A 17,059-nucleotide genomic window follows, 5' to 3' on the forward strand; every position below is an offset into this window, starting at 1 on the left:
GCACCGCTACAATCGTGGCATGCCCGCACCCGACTTCCCCGACATGACGGATCCGGCGGCCTCGTTCCGCCCGGAAGCCAACGACCGGCCCACGCGCATCCGCGTGGACCTGGAGGCGATCGGCCACAACTTCCAGGCCCTGCAGGCACATGCGGGCGTGCCGGTGATGGGCATCGTCAAGGCGAATGCCTACGGACACGGTCTGGTGCCGGTCGCCGCACATTTGCAGGCACAGGGCATCGGCCAGCTGGGTGTCGCACTGGTGGAGGAGGGGTTGGCGCTTCGGCGCGCGGGGGTCACCGTGCCCGTTCTCGTCATGGGCGGTATCCACGCGCCCCAGGTCAGCCAGTTCCTTGCCTGCGATCTGGAAGTGACCGTGTCGTCGATCGCCAAGCTGCGGCAGGTCGAAGCGGCCGCCGAGTCGAGCGGACGCAAGGCCGTGGTGCACCTCAAGGTCGACACCGGGATGGAGCGGATCGGCGTGCACAGCGAGAACGCAGGCGCCTTCATCGAGGCCGCGGTTTCGTCGCGCTGGTGCACGGTGAAAGGCATCTACTCGCATCTGGCGTGCTCGGACGATCCGGCGTCGCCGATGACGCGCGAGCAGTTGCAGCGCTTCATGCACGCCTGTAGGCACTTCGATCGCATCGGCGCACCGATGCCGATCCGCCACCTGGCCAACTCCGGCGGCGTCCTGCATTTCCCTGAGACCTGCCTGGATATGGTGCGTCCGGGTATCGCGCTTTACGGCGTAATGCCGGACCCTGCCTCGCGCGCGACAGTGGCGCTGAGGCCGGCCCTGTCGCTGGTGTCCAAGGTGGTGTACTTCAAAGTCGTGAACGCCGGGCGCACCGTCAGCTACGGCGCCACGTGGACCGCTGCCGCCGATACCCGCGTGGTGACCGTCCCGATCGGCTACGGTGACGGCTACCCCCGGTCGCTGTCGTCGCGCGGCGAGGTGCTGGTGCGTGGCGAACGCCACCCCATCATCGGCCGCGTCTGCATGGACCAGTTCATGGTCGATCTTGGTGCCGGCGGCAGCGCCTACAACGAAGACGAAGTCGTGCTGATCGGGCCGCAAGGGGGCGATGCGATCTCCTGCGAAGCCGTGGCGGTGGCGGCGGGCACGATCCCGTACGAGATATTGACCGGACTCAACGCCCGCATCCCGCGCGAGTACATCGGCCGTGCATCCGGCGTGGCGTCTGCAACGTAAGCGCGCCGGTCATCGTTCCGGATTCACTGCATGCCGAATGCCATCGTCTGGTTCCGCCATGACCTCCGCCTGGACGACAACCCGGCGCTGCGCACTGCGCTCGAGGAGGGCTTCACGCCGATCCCGCTCTACATCCGTGCACCAGGGGAAGAAGGGGAATGGGCGCAGGGCGGTGCGTCTGATGCATGGCTGCATCGCTCGCTGGCCGCGCTGGATGCCGACCTGCGCCAGCGGGGCTCGCGCCTGCTGTTGAGACGGGGTCGCAGCGCGACCGTACTGGACGGGGTGTTGGCGGAGACCGGCGCGGAAGCCGTGTTCTGGAATCGCAAGTACGAACCGGCCACGCAGCCACGCGATGCCGCCCTCAAGAAGGCGCTGCACCAGCGTGGATTGCGCGTTGAGAGTTTCAACGGAAGCCTGCTGTTCGAGCCATGGGAGCTCGCCACGCTACAGGGCGGACCCTACAAGGTGTTCACGCCGTTCTGGCGCTCGGCACTCGCGAAGTGGCGAGCGCCCGCGCTCTGGGATGCACCCGATGCCTTGCCGGCCGTCGACGGCACGCCTGCGGGAGATGCACTCGATGCCTGGCGCCTGCGGCCCGCGCTGGGCTGGGACGCCGGTTTCTGGGAGACGTGGACACCGGGTGAAGCCGGGGCGCGGGAAGCCGTGGAGATCTTCATCGACGGTGCGCTCAACGGCTACCGCAGCGATCGCGATCGTCCTGACCGCATCGGCACGTCCCGCCTCTCCCCGCATCTGCATTTCGGCGAGATCGCGCCATGGCGCATCACCGCGGAACTGGAGCGCGCCCGCACCGCCGCCAACAGCGCTGACATGGACGGCTACATTCGTGAACTGGGCTGGCGCGAGTTCGCCTATCACCTGCTGCACCACTTCCCGCAGACCACCACGCAGAATCTCAATCCGCGCTTTGAGCACTTCGACTGGGCGAAGGTCGATCCGGTGGCACTCGAGGCCTGGCAGCGTGGCCGCACCGGCGTGCCGATCGTCGATGCCGGCCTACGCGAGTTGTGGACCACCGGCTACATGCATAACCGCGTGCGCATGATCGTCGCCAGCTACCTCACCAAGCACCTGCGCTATCACTGGCTGCACGGGGCGCGCTGGTTCTGGGACACGCTGGTGGATGCCGATTTGGCGAACAACACGCTGGGCTGGCAATGGGTCGCGGGCACCGGCGCTGACGCTGCGCCTTACTTCCGCGTATTCAATCCGGTGACACAGGCGGAGAAATTTGACCCGAAAGGCATGTACATCGCCCGTTGGGTGCCGGAGCTGGCTGAGGTTCCGATGCCATTGCGCTTCGCGCCATGGCAGAAGCCCGACGTCCTGGCGAAGTTGGCGCCCGGCTATCCGCGCCATCCGATCGTCGATCTGGCCGCCGGCCGCGACGGGGCCTTGGCCGCGTACCGCAAGACCGGCGACTGAGCCGCGTTGACGCCTTTCGGCGCCGCGTGCTTCACTCGGCGCGGGAGAGGAGGGCAAGCATGGCCACGAAGAAAGCGCCGGCAAAGCCGCGTCGCGAGCCGATGTCGCGGGTGGATACCGCCTGGTTGCGGATGTGTCGTCCGACCAACCCGATGATGATCACCGGCGTGCTGATGTTCGACGAGCCGATGACGCTCGACACGCTCAAGCAGGTCATCAGGAAACGATTCCTGGCCTATCCGCGCTTCCTGCAGAAGGCCGTGGATACGCCGGCAGGCGCCTCGTGGGTCACCGATCCCGACTTCGACCTGGATTGGCACGTACGTCTTTCGGCATTGCCGGGCCGGCACGATCCCAAGTCGGAGAAGAAGGCGCTGGAGCGCTTCACCAGCCAGATGGCCTCCACGCCGCTCGACAAGACCAAGCCGCTCTGGCAGTTCCACCTGATCGAACGCTACGACACCGGGTCCGCGCTGGTCGCGCGCATCCACCACAGCTACGCGGACGGCATCGCGCTGGTGCAGGTACTGCTGTCGTTGACCGATACCAGCCGCAAGCCCGATGCGGGCAAGGACCTGCGCTCGGCCTGGCTGAAGAAGGACGGCGCCGAGGTCGTGCGCCGCGTCGGTGCCATTGACCGCTATGTGCAGATCGGCGGCAAGGTGATCGGCAAGGGCATGGAGATGATGCAGGACCCGACACTGGCGACGATGCTGGCGAAGGAGGGTGGCGAGATCGGCCGCGAACTGCTGCATGCGTTGTCGCTGTCGGACGACCCACCGACGCTGCTGCGCGGCAAGCTGGGGGTCAGCAAGCGCGTTGCGTGGGCCGAGCCACTGGATCTGGAGGAAGTGAAGGCGGTCGGTCGTGCCTGCGACTGCACGGTCAACGATGTGCTGATGGCCGCCGCGGCCGGTGCGCTGCGCAGCTACATGCTGGAACGCGGTGAGCAGCTCGACGGCGTGACCCTGCGCGCAACGGTGCCGGTCAACCTGCGACCGCTCGAGCACGCCCGCAAGCTGGGCAACCACTTCGGCCTCGTGTTCCTGGACCTGCCGGTCGGCGAGGACAACCCGATCCGTCGCCTCGAACGGGTTGCGGAATGCATGCGGGATCTCAAGAACTCGCGGCAAGCCATTGTTGCTTTTGGACTTCTTGCCGCGCTTGGCATGGCGCCGTCGGCCATCCAGGGCGTCGCGCTGGAGCTGTTCTCGCGCAAGGCGACCGCGGTCGCCACCAACGTCCCCGGGCCCCAACAGCCGCTCTACATGGGCGGCTCGCGGCTCCGCGACATGATGTTTTGGGTGCCGCAGACCGGGTCCATCGGCATCGGCGTATCCATCCTCAGCTACAACGGCCGGGTGCACTTCGGCCTGATCGCGGACGCCAAGCTGATCCCCGATCCGGACGCCGTGATCCGCCGCTTCGGACCGGAGTTCGACAAGCTGTTGTATCTGTCGTTGATGGGGAGCTGGGACCACACGCTCGATGCACCTGCCGCCCGCGCACTGTTGTCCTGATCCCCGCCGCCACCTGAATGAACAGGGCTCAAATCGCATGAAGTGAACACTCCGCTGGTTAGGCTTGCCCCCGTTCCGCGTCACCCCGCAAGCCACCCAGGAGGACTCATGAATGCGATGCTGAAGACCGGCGCCCTTGCGGCACTGACCGTCACGATGCTTGGCGGTTGCGCCAGCTACACCGGCCAGACCAACGATCCCAACGACCCTAACCGCACGCAGCGCGGCGCGCTGATCGGCGCCGGCATCGGCGCGGTCGCCGGCCTGCTCAGTGGCGGCGATGCCACCGAGCGCCGCCAGCGTGCGCTGGTCGGTGCGGGCGTGGGCGGCCTCACCGGCGGCGCCATCGGCGCCTACCAGGACCGCCAGGAAGCCGAACTGCGACGCCAGACCGCCGGCACCGGCATCGATGTCAGCCGCGATGGCGACGTCATCAAGCTCAACCTGCCGGACGGCGTGACCTTCGACTTCGGCAAGGCCGACCTGAAGTCGCAGTTCTATCCGGCGCTCAACAACGTGGCGTCGACGTTGCGCGAGTACAACCAGACCATCGTGGAAGTCAGCGGCCACACCGACAGCGTAGGCTCCGATGCCGTCAACCAGCGCCTTTCGGAGCAGCGTGCCGCGTCGGTCGGCAACTACCTGATCGGCCAAGGCTTGCAGCGCGAGCGTTTCGAGATCGTGGGCATGGGCAAGCGCTATCCGATCGCCAGCAACGACACCGACTCGGGGCGTGCCGCCAACCGCCGCGTCGAGGTTCGCGTGCTGCCGGTGCGTTCGTAAAGCGTCAACGCGAGATGTGCGAAACGGGCCGCGCAAGCGGCCCGTTTTCTTTGGCGGGTCTGCCATCCGCTGTCAACCCGTTTCCAGCACCGCCATCCGTTGCCACAATCGGGGTCCCACCCGATCCATCGGGTCATTCAAGTACGGACGCAATGCAAGACCGCAATCCCCAGATCGCCCAGCACATCGCTGCCACCATCGCCACCGAGATCGGCGCGCAGACCGCCCAGGCCAAGGCTGCCATCGCGCTGCTGGATGAGGGCGCCACGGTGCCGTTCATCGCACGCTATCGCAAGGAAGTCACGGGCGGCCTCGACGACACCCAGTTGCGCAACCTCGAAGTGCGCCTGACCTACCTTCGCGAACTGGAGGATCGTCGCGCCGCCGTGCTCGCCAGCATCGACGAGCAGGGCAAGCTGACGGATGAACTCCGTGCGGAGATCGAAGCCGCGGACACGAAGTCCCGGCTGGAAGATCTCTATCTGCCGTACAAGCCCAAGCGTCGCACCCGCGCGCAGATCGCGCGCGAAGCCGGCCTGGAGCCGTTGGCCGACGGTCTGCTCGCAGACCCGACGCAGGTGCCCGAGACCGCAGCGGGCGCCTATATCGATGCCGAGAAAGGCGTCGCCGACGCGAAGGCGGCGCTCGATGGCGCGCGCGCGATCCTGATGGAGCGCTGGGGCGAGAACGCCGGGCTGGTGGGCGAGCTGCGTGGCTGGATGGCCGACGTCGGCGTGATCCGCGCCAAGGTCGCCGAGGGCAAGGAAAACGAAGGTGCGAAGTACCGCGATTACTTCGACCACGCCGAATCACTGGCGAAGATTCCTTCGCACCGCCTGCTGGCGCTGTTCCGTGCGCGCCGCGAAGAGATCCTGCTGCTCGATCTCGATCCGGGCATGGAGGCCGAGGCCGGCCATCAGCAGGCCGAAGGTCGCGTGGCGGTGCACGCCGGTGTGGCCGCGCAGGGCCGCGCCGCCGACAAGTGGCTGCTGGATGCCTGCCGCCTGACCTGGCGCGCCAAGCTGCACATGCACCTGCTGCTCGACCTGTTCAACCAGGCGCGCGAGAAGGCCGAAGCCGAGGCCATCACCGTGTTCGGCGACAACCTCAAGGATCTGCTGCTGGCCGCACCTGCAGGACCGAAAGCCGTATTGGGTCTCGATCCCGGACTGCGCACCGGCGTGAAGGTCGCCGTGGTCGACCGTACCGGCAAGCTGGTCGACACCGCGACCATCTATCCGCACGAACCCAAGCGTCAATGGGACCAGTCGCTGCACGTGCTGCGCGCGCTGTGCACGAAGCACCGGGTCGACCTGATCGCCATCGGCAACGGCACCGCCAGCCGCGAGACCGACAAGCTGGCCGGCGATCTCATCAAGCAGGCCGCCGAGCTGAAGATGGACAAGATCGTCGTCAGCGAAGCAGGCGCGTCGGTCTACTCGGCGTCCGAGTTCGCGGCGAAGGAGTTTCCTGATCTGGACGTCAGCATCCGTGGCGCAGTGTCCATCGCGCGCCGCCTGCAGGATCCGCTGGCGGAGCTGGTCAAGATCGAGCCGAAGGCGATCGGCGTCGGCCAGTACCAGCACGACGTCGACCAGTTCCGCCTGGCGCGTGCGCTGGACGCGCGCGTCGAGGACTGCGTCAACGCGGTGGGTGTGGACGTCAACACGGCGTCGGCGGCACTGTTGACGCGCGTGTCCGGTCTGTCGTCGACGGTAGCCGAGAACATCGTCCGCTTCCGCGACGAGCACGGTGCCTTCCGCACCCGAAAAGCGCTCCTGGGCGTGCCGCGTCTGGGCGAGAAAACCTTCGAGCAGTGTGCCGGCTTCCTGCGCATCGCCGATGGCGACGAGCCGCTGGACGCCTCGTCGGTGCACCCGGAAGCCTATCCGGTGGTGGAACGCATCCTCGCCGGCAGCGGCCGGCAGGTGAAGCAGATTGTCGGCGACATCGTGTTTCTGCGTGCGGTGAAGGCCGAGCAGTACACCGACGACAAGTTCGGCGTGCCGACCATCCGCGACATCCTGAAGGAACTGGAGAAGCCCGGCCGCGACCCGCGTCCCGAGTTCAAGGCCGCGCGCTTCGCCGACGGCGTGGAAGACATCAAGGACCTGCGCGAAGGCATGATCCTGGAAGGCGTGGTCAGCAACGTGGCCGCGTTTGGTGCCTTCGTCGACATCGGCGTGCATCAGGACGGCCTGATCCACATCTCCGCGCTGGCCGACCGCTACGTGAAGGATCCCCGCGAGGTGGTGAAGGCCGGCGACATCGTCAAGGTGAAGGTGTTGGAGGTCGACGTGGCCCGCAAGCGCATCGCGCTGACGCGCCGCCTGGACGACACGCCTGCACCGCAGGCGCCGCGTGAGGCGCGCAGCAATGATCCGCGTGCGCCGCGCGGGCAGGATCGTGGGAATCCGCAACGCCGTGGCCCGGCTCCTGCAAAAACGACGGCGGCACCCGCGGACAACGCGCTGGCCGCGGCGTTCGCCCGCGCAAAGGGGCAGGGCTGATCAAGGCGCGCTCCCGGACAGGGAGCGCGTTTCCTCAGGGCGTGGAAGCCGCGTACGGTGCGAGATGGCGGTTCAGGCCGCCACTGCGCAACGCCGTCGCCGCGGCGCTCCAGTCGACCGGCTTGCCGGTCTTCAGTGCGTCCAGCACCGCGACCACGGACAACTCCACCTCCGGCAGCGCGGATGCACCGGCGGCGTTGCGTCGCTGTTCGATGGCTTCGAACAGCACCGCGTTGGCCTCCGCGTAGGACAACGGTGCGGTGGTGCCGTGCGCGTCGCGCCACGCCGGCGTGGCGAGCACGCCGTTGACGTGCGAGAGAATCAGCCACGTCGCGCGGCCGATCAGTTTCAGGTTGCCGGGCTGTACGCTGGTCATGGTGTTGCCGACCACGCGGCCCCGCTTGGCCATCACGCCGGTGGAATGCGCGTTGAGCAGCATCTTCAGCACGATGGTCTGGTTGAGTTCGAAGGCATCGCGCTGCGGTACCGTCACCGCGATCACCGGCACCGGACGGGGCAGGGCGGCGACATCGCGCAGCACGTCCGAATCCAGCGGTCGCGCGGACACCGAGAACAGGACCAGTTCCGCACCGGCCGCCGTCGCCGCCTCCAGCCACGCGCGGTTGGCAGCCTGATGCGCTTCGTCACCGAGCAGGATCAGCGCGCCGGAATCACCCGCGGCGGGCGCATTGCGCTGCATGTTCGCCGCCGAGTACGACAGGTCGTACAGCGCCTGCTGTTCGTCGCCGGCATTGGACAGGCCACGCAGCGCGGCTTCTTTCAGATAGGGATCGGCGATGCCGTTCTCGAACGGCGGCAGGTACAGCGCCTTGTCGAGGCCATGGAACGGCCGGTGCAGCAGTGCCTGCCATGCCTGCGCGCCGTCGTCGGCCGGCGTCCACACCTGGATCCAGGAACGACGCTCGGTCGCATTGACCGCATCCAGCGGCCCCAGGCGGAATGTCGGCGCGCGTTCGGTCACGTCCACGAACACCGGCATCAGTGCGCGCGTGGCCAGGTAGGTGGCGCGGTGGCCGTTCGCGTAGCTCGCGGCTTCGCGATCGGTCCATGCGGCCAGCCTGGGCGCAGCGGCCGCGGCGGTCTGCTGCAGCGTGGTGAAGCCGCGCAGGCGGTCGGCGATGCTGGCCTCGCCGAAGCCCAGCGACGCCAGTTCGTCGGCCGACAGCACGTCGCGCAGCAGCGCGCGGGTGGCGTCTTCCAGCACTACACCCAGCACGTACAGGCTGGTGGTGGTGGCCTGCATGCGGGTGGAACCCGTGATCGCCTGCGGACCTGTCGGCAGCGCGATCTTGGTGATACGCGCATCATCGAGCACGCGGCGGCTGCGTTCGAACGGGCGCAGCACCTCGTCCGGATTGTTGTAGACGAACCATGTTCGCCGCGCATCCGTACCGGCCTGGTCGGCGGCGGCCAGCGCGGTGCCGATCACGGCGGACGTTTCACCGCCTTCGGTGACCGCGAACACCAGATCCTGCGGCCGGATACCGTTGTCTTGCAGCTGCAGTCGGCCGATCTCGGGAATGTCCTCGAAGCCTTCCAGCGAGGCGATCAGTGCACGGTCGCCACCGGTGATCTCGCCGCGCACGCGCTCGCCAAGGGCGGGATAACGTGCATCGATCTTCGCCGTGAGCGGCGATTGCGCGGTGCGCTGCCAGAAGGGACGCCACAGTCCGCTTTCCAGCGTTTCGGCGAGGCGGCCGGTCGACCCGGTGCCGTAGAAGTACAGGCGATGCCCCTCGCGCAGCGCACGGGTGATCTCGCCCGATGCGGCTTCCAGCGCGGCCAGGCGCGCCGGATCCTCGGCCACGCCCCGCAGCGCCTTGGCTATGTCTTCGTCCACCTCCAGCAGCGAGGCCAGGCCATCGGCGGTATCGGCGGCGATGCGCGTGCTCAGGTCGAAGCTGCGTGGATGGCGCTGCTCGGTCAGCAGGCTGTGCAACTGGAACTGCTGCTTGTTCGCAACGAAGTCCTGCGATTGCGCTGACGGCGACACACCCAGGCGGTTCGATGCGGGTTGGGCCGCCGCGGGGGCCAGCACGCCGGCCATGACAAGGAAAGACATGCTGTGCATGATGCGTTTCGCCATACGGGACATCGGATCCCTCACCTGACAACGGAAGAATGCGTCGGTACCGGCGGCAGATCCCCTTCGCACGGCGCCGGACGCAGGCTGCTATCGTCGCGACAACGATAGCAAACGGTCGCGACACTATGCCCCGGTTTCCTCGTCCGCTGCATGCTGCACTGCGCCCCACGGCGCGCGGACTGATGCTTGCCTTGCTCTGCGCCGGTGCTGTGGCGCCCGCGCTGTCGGCCGAATCCGTGGTCAGCGAACCCGCCTGCGACTGCGCGGTCACCGCGCCACGCCTTGGTATCGAGGTGCTGTTGGAGCAGCGCCTCGACCTGCTGCGCGGCAAGCGTGTGGGGCTGGTGACCAACGCCACCGGCATAGATGCGCAGCTGCGCAGCAGCGTGGACCGCCTCGCCGCGCAATCGGATTTCAAGCTGGTGGCGCTGTTCGGTCCCGAACACGGCGTGCGCGGAGACGTGCAGGCCGGCGACAAGGTCGCGTCCACGCGCGATGCCGTCACTGGCCTGCCGGTGCACAGTCTGTACGGGGAACACCGCGAGCCCACGCCCGTGATGCTCGACGGCATCGACGTCCTGGTGTTCGACATCCAGGATGTCGGCACGCGCTTCTACACGTACCCGTACACGTTGGCCGGGGTGATGCGCGCCGCGAAGCGCGCGGGCATTCCCGTCGTCGTTGCCGACCGTCCCGATCCCATGGGCGGGGTCCTGGTGGAAGGCCCGGTGCTGGAGCCCGCGCTGGCGTCGTTCGTCGGCCTGTTCCCGATTCCCCTGCGGCACGGCATGACCCTCGGCGAACTGGCCATGCTGTTCAACAGCGAGTTCGGCATCGGCGCCGAGTTGCACGTGGTGGCGATGCACGGCTGGCAGCGGGGCGACGAACCGCTGCGAAGCGCGCTGCCTTGGGTGCCGCCGTCCCCCAACATGCCGACACCCGACACCGCGCTGGTCTATCCGGGTATGGGCCTGCTGGAAGGCACCAACGTGTCCGAAGGCCGTGGCACAACGCGCCCGTTCGAGACCGTGGGTGCGCCCTGGGTCGATGCGCGGGCGCTCGCGGAGCGACTCAACGCCATGCAATTGCCGGGCGTGCATTTCCGCCCCACCTGGTTCACGCCTACGTTCTCCAAGCATGCCGGCGAGGCCTGCGCGGGCATACAGCTGCACGTCACCGACCACGCCGCTTTCCGTCCGGTGCGTACCGGTGTTGCCGTGCTGAAGGCGCTGCACGACCAGCATCCGAAGGATTTCGCATTCCTGCCCGGCGATCCGCCGTTTTTCGACCGGCTTGCCGGCGTGCCGTGGCTACGCGGGGCCATCGCACGCGGAGAGGGCATCGATGCCATCGAGGCCCGCTGGGCGCCTGCACTCGAACAGTTCCGGGCAGTGCGGCAGCGCTATCTGCTGTACCCGGAGCGTGAGCGGTAGCGAAGATGTGCCGTGGGCGCGATGTCGGTCGCGATGACGCGCTACGGATGATTCATCGCGACTGAGATCGCTCCCGCGACAAACGCCCGGACTCAGGCCGGGCGCTTGCGGGTCCGGCTGCGGCGAGCGGGCCTGCCGCTGTCCGCGCCGAGCGGCGCCACGGGACTGCGTTCCTGCTGCAGGCGCTCCAGCGACGACAGCGTGTCGGTGTAGGCGATGAAATGCTGCAGATAACCCGGCGATACATCGCGCATGAAGTGCAGCGCACGGTGCACCAGTTTGCCGGAGTTGAGCGGGCCGGCGTCGGCAGGCAGATCGTCCAGCGACGCGCGCAGCTGGCTGTCGGTGCGCACCTGGGTCCACACGCGGCGGGCCTCCTCGAGCACCGCTGGTGCGTGGCCGGCCGGCGTACCGGTGTGCGTGTCCGCGGTCGGCTGCCCAGGGGTGCGCGACTGCAATGCGGTCACCAGCAGGCGCAGTGCGCCGTCTTCGGATGGCGCGGTCTCGCGTGGCGACCTCGGCGTCCATGTTGCGAGATCGCTGGCATAGGTCGCGATCAGGCCGGACAGGCGTGCGTCCAGCAGGCGTCGGGCCGCGCCTTCGTGGGCGCGCGCCCGTGTCGCCAGCGCGTCGATGAAGGCGAAGCGCACCGGGTCCATGCGCTCGGCGCCGCGAGCGCGCCAGCCTTCCAGCTGCGCGGCGGCGGACAGGGCGTCGCCGTCCATCAGGGCGTGGCCTGGCGCTTGGCGGGGCGCGCGATCGGCGCGATCTCGACGCGACGGTTACGTGCGCGACCTTCCTCGCTGTCGTTCGCGCTGACCGGCTGCTCGGCACCGAACGCGGCCGCGAAGACTGACGACGACGGCACGCCGTCGGCGATCAGCGTGCGGGTGACGGTCAGCGAACGCTGTGCGGACAGCTCCCAGTTGTCGGCGAACTGGCGGTTGTTGCCGCTCACCTGGCGGTCGTCGGTGAAGCCGCTGACCATCAGGATCTCGTCGCGCGTGCGCAGGTAGCCGGCCAGCGGCGCGGCCAGGCCCTTCAGCAGTTCGCGGCCTTCCGGCTGCAACTGGTCGGAGTTCAGCGCGAACAGCACGTTGCCGCGGATGCCGATGCGGCCGTCCACGATCGTCACCCGGCCTTCGGCCAGCGGTTCGGCAAGCGCCTCTTCCAGCGCCTTGCGCTGCTGCGCTTCCAGCTCGCGGCGCTTCACTTCCTCGTCCAGTCGCTGCGACAGCTGCGCCTGCACGGCGATCACACCGACCAGCACCAGCACGAACGCGCCCAACAGCACCGACATCAGGTCGCCAAAGCTGGCCCAGACAGGCGCGCCGAGCTCGGCGTCGTCTCCGGTCTCGACGCTCACGCGGCTTCTGCCGGCTGCGCGCCGCCCAACTGCTGCAGGTCGAGAGTGATCTGCCGCTGCGCGGACAGGCTGAGGTCGATGACCTCGCGCGCCTGCGCCACGTAGTACGCGAGCTGATCGTCGCTGCGCGCCAGCGAACGGTCGAGCGCGCTTTCGATGCCCTGCAGCCGAACCAGCAGCTCCTCGTTCGACTGGCCGAAGGCTTGCACCGCGGTGCCGAGCGCGTCGCCGAGGCTGGCGACTTCGGTGGCGCCGGCGGCGACCTGCGCGACGATGCCGCCCAGCTTGCCGGTCTCGGCTTCGACATGGTCGGTGAAGCGGGTGCCTACGCGGTCGAGCAGGTCGGCCGAGGTGGCAACCAGCGCATCGATGGCGCCGCGCTGTTCGGTGGAGGCGTGGTTCACCGCGTCGAGCAGGGTCTGCAATGTGCCCATCAGCTGATTGCGCTCTTCCAGCATCGCGGTGTCGCGGACCATGCTGTCGGACAGCTTCTGCCGCAGTTCGGCGATGACGTCCGCCGCCGCACGTGGCGCCTCCGACGCGACCTGCACGAGTTGCGAGATCTCGGCGATGGTCTGGGCGGAATGCGCTTGCGCCTGCGCGGTGATGTCCTGCGTGCTGCGCGACAGGGCGTCGCAGATGTCCTGCTGCAGAGTTGCAGTCCGTGCGCCGGCCTGTTCCCACTGTGTCTGCAGGATGGCGCCGGTCGTCGCCAGCCGCTCCGCCCACGCTGCGAGACGTGGTTCATCCTGCGCGACGAGCGCCTGCTGGACATCGGCATGCGACGACGCGATCGCGTCGAGGAGCGACGTGGCGTGGCGCCGCATGTCGTCGGCGTTGGCGGCCAGGGCCTGCTCGTTGCGCGCGGCGATGCCGGCGCTGGTGGCTTCCTGCTGTGCGAGCACCTGGTTCCAGCGGTCCGACTGTGTTGCGGCGCTGCGCTCCAGCTGCGACGACACGCCGTCGATCAGCGCGGAGGCGCGCGTGTCGAATGCAAGGGACAGGCGCTCGGTCAGCGCCTGCATGTCGCCGGTGAGCGCAGCGTTCGAGCGCTGCTGCTGCTCGAGCGCTGTCGTCCAACTGGCCGCTGCCGCCGTTGCGGCGGCACCGAAGCCAGCACTCAGTCCATCCAGTTGGCGCTGTACGGCCTCGGTGACGGTGGTCTGCATCGCCACACTTTCGCGGGCGAGCCCGGCCAGCGTCGCTTCGGTCGACGGTTGCAGTGCGGCGACCACGGCACGTGCGCTCGCATCGACCCCGGACTTCAGTGTCTGCTCGAACGAGGTGGCCCACTGCGCCTGTGCCGCTTCGGTACGTTCGTGGAAGGCCTGCTGGTGGGTGGCCAGGCGTTCGCCAGCGGCGGCGTTCTGCGTTTCGATCGACGCCACCATCGCGTGCAGGCGTTCAACCAGGTCCGGCATCAGCGCAGCCTGCTGCTGCAGCAGTCGGAGCGATTCCTCCCGTTGGAATGCCTGCGAATGCGTGTGCAGCGAGGAGGCGATTTCCGCATCGAGCAGATGCGCCGCGTGCAGCCGCTCGCGACGGCTGAGCGCGGCAAGCAGGCCGAGTACGGCCGAAGCCGCCACACCGGCGATCGAGGTGCCGAACGCGAAGCCCAGGCCTTTCACCGGTGCCGCCAGAGAGCCGCGGATAGCGTCGATGTCGGTGGCGCTCTCCAGCGCCAGGCCGGTGCCGCGCAGCGTGGCCATCATGCCGAGCAGCGTGCCGAGCATGCCCAGCAGCACCAGCAGACCGACCAGGTACGGCGTCAGGGCCGGAGCGGGCAGCGCGACGCGTTCGCCTTCGACGCGTTGGCGCACCGAGGGGCGCAGGCTCGCGTGCAGTGACGACAGCCACGCCGATAGTCCGTCCTTGGCGGCCGAGGTGTCCGCGACGGCGCGCAGCAGGGTGTCGGTCGCCTGCCGGTAGCGATGCAGTTCCAGCACGCCCGCCAGGTAGCAGGCGCCGATCACCAGGGTGACGACCACGCCCAGTGCATGCGTACCGACGTAGCCGGCCCCGATCCAGGTGACGATGGCGAGGCCCAGCAGGGAAAGGGGCGCGAACAGGAAATGTCGGTTCATGGTGTTCCGGAAACAGGTGAAGAACGAAGCGCGGCGAGCAGCGCTTCGATGGGATGGAAGCGAACGTCGAGCTCGGCGAGCAGTACGTCCTGCAGGTCGCGGCGGAACGTGGCCAGCCACGTGTCGTCCGCCGCGTCGGCATTGGCCTGCTTCAACCGGTCGAAATGCTGGCCGAGCAGGGTGGGGGTGGCGGCCAGCAGGGTCTGCTCGCGCGGGCTGAGGGTCATCTCCATGACCGCGTCGACCTCGGCCAGCCGCGCCTGGTCGGCGGTGCCCTTCGCCAGCGCATCGCGCAGGCGCCCACGCAGCTGGCCGGTAGCGGCCTGCATCGAGCGCTGCAGGTCCAGGCAGTGGCGGTGGAACGGCGCTACGTCGTCCCCAGCCAGCAGGTCCAGCCGGTCTCGGCGCAGGATCGCGGTGGTCAGGGTCGCGCGAGCACGCGCGCAGGCGGCTTCCTCTGCATCGACCGGGATCGCGTCGCTGGGGCCAGCCGTCGATCCGTCGAGGGCCCGCGACAGCGCGATGGCGCGGTTCCAGTCGAGCCACTGGCCGAGTCGCTCGGACAATGCGGGGGCAGCAGGGAGGTCGAGGTCGCCCAGCCGGGCGAGGCGCCGGACGAAGGCGGGGGCCGAGACGGCGACCCGGGATTGCGGTAATGCCACGCTGACACTCAAAAAAGACGGCAATTTTACAGGAAGCACCAAGCCGGCAGGCCGGATCCAGGCCCAATCTGAGTCGAGCGAACCGACGGGCAAAGAAAAAGCCGGAACCTCGCGGTTCCGGCTTTCTGAATGGTGGAGGTGGGCGGAATTGAACCGCCGTCCGAAGGCACTCCATCCCCGGTACTACATGCTTATCCCCCCGTTGGATCTCGTCCTGCGACAGCACGGTGGGCGAAGCGCACCGCAGGACCAGCCTGTTTTAGGTTGACCGGGTGCTGACAGGCAGCCACTCCCGGCGATTCCGTGATAATGACCTTACGCTGCGAGCACGGACACAAGCAGTTTCAGGGCTTACGCCTTAAGCGGCGAGAGCGTAGTTGTCGTCGTTGGCAACTAGAGTTTTGCCGCTGGATTTACGAGGAAAGCTGCCCCCTCGGCATGCACCAGGCAACTTCGCAACCCCCGTCGAAGCCAGTGCACCCCCGGGAGTCAGAAACGTCCTGACGATGCAAGTGTAGGGGCGGGGTAGGCAGGAGACAAGGTTCGGGGTGTATTGGGTCAACCGAGCTTCACTTGCGATACCAGGTGTGGGAGCGACGTAAGTCGCGAGCTCTTGGCTGGCAACTCACCGGGGCATCGTCTTTTCCAGGTCTCGAAGCGCTATCGGGAAAAGCGATCGCGACTGACGTCGCTCCCACATCCAGCTCCCCCGGGTCTCACGCATCCTTGTTGTGCTGGCGCATCACGCGGGACTTCTCGCGTGCCCAGTCGCGGTCCTTCTCGCTCGCACGCTTGTCGTGGGTCTGCTTGCCCTTGGCCAGGGCGATCTCGGCCTTCACCTTGTTGCCTTTCCAGTACAGCGAGGTCGGCACCAGCGTGTAGCCGTCGCGCTCGACCTTGCCGATCAGGCTGTCGATCTCGTTCCGGTGCAGCAGCAGCTTGCGGGTACGACGGTCGTCGGCCACCACATGACTGGAGGCCTGGATCAGCGGCGTGATCTGCGCACCGAACAGGAAGATCTCGCCATGACGGACGATCGCATAGGCCTCGGTGATGTTGGCGCGACCGGCGCGGATCGCCTTCAGTTCCCATCCCTGCAGGGCGAGGCCCGCCTCGTAGCGCTCCTCGAAGTGGTACTCATGACGGGCGCGCTTGTTCAGCGCGATCGTGCCCGTTGCTTTATTCTTGTCCGGTTTCTTTGCCATCCGTCCTATTGTCGCCGAAGGCGGAACCCTACGCGAGCCACATGCATACGATCCGCCGCAGCGCCCTGGTCGAACACTCGGCCACCCGGATGTTCGACCTGGTCAACGACGTGGCCGCCTATCCGCGCCGGTTCGACTGGTGCAGCGCCGCCGACCTGATCGAGCAGGGCGAGGCGAGGCTGGTCGCCCGGCTGGACCTTGGGCTGGGCTCGCTGAGGACCTGGTTCACCACCGAAAACACGCTGGACCGCCCGCACCGCATCGACATGGACCTGGTCGACGGGCCGTTCCGCAAGCTACACGGACGCTGGGACTTCCATGCGCTGGACGAGTCAGCCTGCAAGGTGACGCTGACCCTGGAGTTCGAGCCGTCCAGCCGCCTGCTGGCGCCTGCGATGGCGCTGGGCTTCCAGGGACTGGCGGACCGCATGGTGGACGACTTCGTGCGTGCCGCCGATCGGAGCGCATGACGTGCGGGTGGAAGTGATCCGGGCATGGCCGCACCGGTTCGAATCGGTGGCGCTGGAGGTCTCAGCCGGGGCGACCGTGGCGGATGCGCTGGCGGCCAGCGGCTTTGCGGATGCGGAGCATACGGGCGTCGCGGTGCACGGTGTGAATGCCACGAGCGCCACCGTATTGAACGAAGGCGACCGCGTGGAAGTGCTGCGGCCGTTGCTGATCGACCCGAAAGAGGCGCGCCGGCGTCGGGCGCGCGGTTGAGCGC

Annotated in this window: 14 protein-coding genes and 1 other RNA gene; 8 read left to right on the plus strand and 7 right to left on the minus strand. The window is 67.9% G+C overall.

The annotated features are described in order from the left end of the window. The first annotated feature begins 19 nt into the window (after positions 1 to 19). The 5 genes from alr to ACSQ1W_RS06680 all read left to right on the plus strand — a co-directional run bounded on the left by alr (position 20) and on the right by ACSQ1W_RS06680 (position 7,478). Complete coding sequence (alr, locus tag ACSQ1W_RS06660) at positions 20 to 1,216, plus strand: alanine racemase (RefSeq protein ID WP_436042406.1); 1,197 nt, start codon at positions 20 to 22, stop codon at positions 1,214 to 1,216. 30 nt (positions 1,217 to 1,246) lie between these two features. Continuing rightward, positions 1,247 to 2,665, plus strand: coding sequence for a cryptochrome/photolyase family protein (locus ACSQ1W_RS06665; RefSeq protein WP_436042408.1), 1,419 nt, complete (start codon positions 1,247 to 1,249; stop codon positions 2,663 to 2,665). 59 nt (positions 2,666 to 2,724) lie between these two features. After that, positions 2,725 to 4,185: a WS/DGAT/MGAT family O-acyltransferase gene (locus ACSQ1W_RS06670; RefSeq protein ID WP_436042409.1), complete on the plus strand. Its 1,461-nt coding sequence runs from the start codon at positions 2,725 to 2,727 to the stop codon at positions 4,183 to 4,185. Positions 4,186 to 4,293: 108 nt separating this feature from the next. Then, on the plus strand, positions 4,294 to 4,968 hold the full coding sequence (locus ACSQ1W_RS06675) for an OmpA family protein (RefSeq protein WP_192268281.1): 675 nt from the start codon (positions 4,294 to 4,296) through the stop codon (positions 4,966 to 4,968). A gap of 152 nt (positions 4,969 to 5,120) precedes the next feature. Then, positions 5,121 to 7,478 (plus strand): Tex family protein, encoded by a 2,358-nt coding sequence (locus ACSQ1W_RS06680; protein ID WP_436042411.1) that lies wholly within the window; start codon positions 5,121 to 5,123, stop codon positions 7,476 to 7,478. Between the two features lie 34 nt (positions 7,479 to 7,512). Here ACSQ1W_RS06680 and ACSQ1W_RS06685 read toward each other — a convergent pair whose 3' ends face one another. Beyond that, positions 7,513 to 9,561, minus strand: a complete 2,049-nt coding sequence (locus tag ACSQ1W_RS06685; RefSeq protein ID WP_436042413.1) for a hypothetical protein — start codon at positions 9,559 to 9,561, stop codon at positions 7,513 to 7,515. 206 nt (positions 9,562 to 9,767) lie between these two features. On the opposite strand from ACSQ1W_RS06685, the gene ACSQ1W_RS06690 reads away from it, so the two are divergent. Beyond that, positions 9,768 to 11,018, plus strand: coding sequence for an exo-beta-N-acetylmuramidase NamZ family protein (locus ACSQ1W_RS06690; protein WP_436042415.1), 1,251 nt, complete (start codon positions 9,768 to 9,770; stop codon positions 11,016 to 11,018). A gap of 92 nt (positions 11,019 to 11,110) precedes the next feature. On the opposite strand, the gene ACSQ1W_RS06695 is transcribed toward ACSQ1W_RS06690, so the two are convergent. From ACSQ1W_RS06695 to smpB, 6 genes are all read right to left on the minus strand, one after another. Next, positions 11,111 to 11,743, minus strand: coding sequence for a DUF2894 domain-containing protein (locus tag ACSQ1W_RS06695; RefSeq protein ID WP_436042417.1), 633 nt, complete (start codon positions 11,741 to 11,743; stop codon positions 11,111 to 11,113). Continuing rightward, positions 11,743 to 12,384 carry an OmpA family protein gene (locus ACSQ1W_RS06700; protein WP_436042419.1) on the minus strand — a complete coding sequence of 214 codons (642 nt, stop codon included), beginning with the start codon at positions 12,382 to 12,384 and terminating at the stop codon, positions 11,743 to 11,745. Before ACSQ1W_RS06700 ends, ACSQ1W_RS06695 begins: the two co-directional genes overlap by 1 nt. Continuing rightward, a complete protein-coding gene (locus ACSQ1W_RS06705; protein ID WP_436042421.1) occupies positions 12,381 to 14,468 on the minus strand; it encodes a DUF802 domain-containing protein in 2,088 nt (695 codons plus the stop codon). The genes ACSQ1W_RS06700 and ACSQ1W_RS06705 overlap by 4 nt, the downstream gene beginning before the upstream one ends. Beyond that, positions 14,465 to 15,142: a DUF3348 family protein gene (locus ACSQ1W_RS06710; RefSeq protein WP_436046127.1), complete on the minus strand. Its 678-nt coding sequence runs from the start codon at positions 15,140 to 15,142 to the stop codon at positions 14,465 to 14,467. The genes ACSQ1W_RS06705 and ACSQ1W_RS06710 overlap by 4 nt, the downstream gene beginning before the upstream one ends. A gap of 118 nt (positions 15,143 to 15,260) precedes the next feature. After that, positions 15,261 to 15,614: a transfer-messenger RNA gene (gene ssrA, locus ACSQ1W_RS06715) on the minus strand. Positions 15,615 to 15,846: 232 nt separating this feature from the next. Continuing rightward, on the minus strand, positions 15,847 to 16,335 hold the full coding sequence (gene smpB, locus ACSQ1W_RS06720) for an SsrA-binding protein SmpB (protein ID WP_192268265.1): 489 nt from the start codon (positions 16,333 to 16,335) through the stop codon (positions 15,847 to 15,849). Positions 16,336 to 16,376: 41 nt separating this feature from the next. On the opposite strand from smpB, the gene ACSQ1W_RS06725 reads away from it, so the two are divergent. Together ACSQ1W_RS06725 and ACSQ1W_RS06730 are read left to right on the plus strand one after the other, a co-directional pair. Beyond that, positions 16,377 to 16,805, plus strand: a complete 429-nt coding sequence (locus ACSQ1W_RS06725; RefSeq protein ID WP_436042423.1) for a type II toxin-antitoxin system RatA family toxin — start codon at positions 16,377 to 16,379, stop codon at positions 16,803 to 16,805. Between the two features lies 1 nt (position 16,806). Continuing rightward, positions 16,807 to 17,055 (plus strand): RnfH family protein, encoded by a 249-nt coding sequence (locus ACSQ1W_RS06730; RefSeq protein ID WP_436046129.1) that lies wholly within the window; start codon positions 16,807 to 16,809, stop codon positions 17,053 to 17,055. The last annotated feature ends 4 nt before the right edge of the window (positions 17,056 to 17,059 follow it).

The organism is Pseudoxanthomonas sp. LjRoot143, from assembly GCF_964252945.1.
Lineage (GTDB): Bacteria > Pseudomonadota > Gammaproteobacteria > Xanthomonadales > Xanthomonadaceae > Pseudoxanthomonas_A.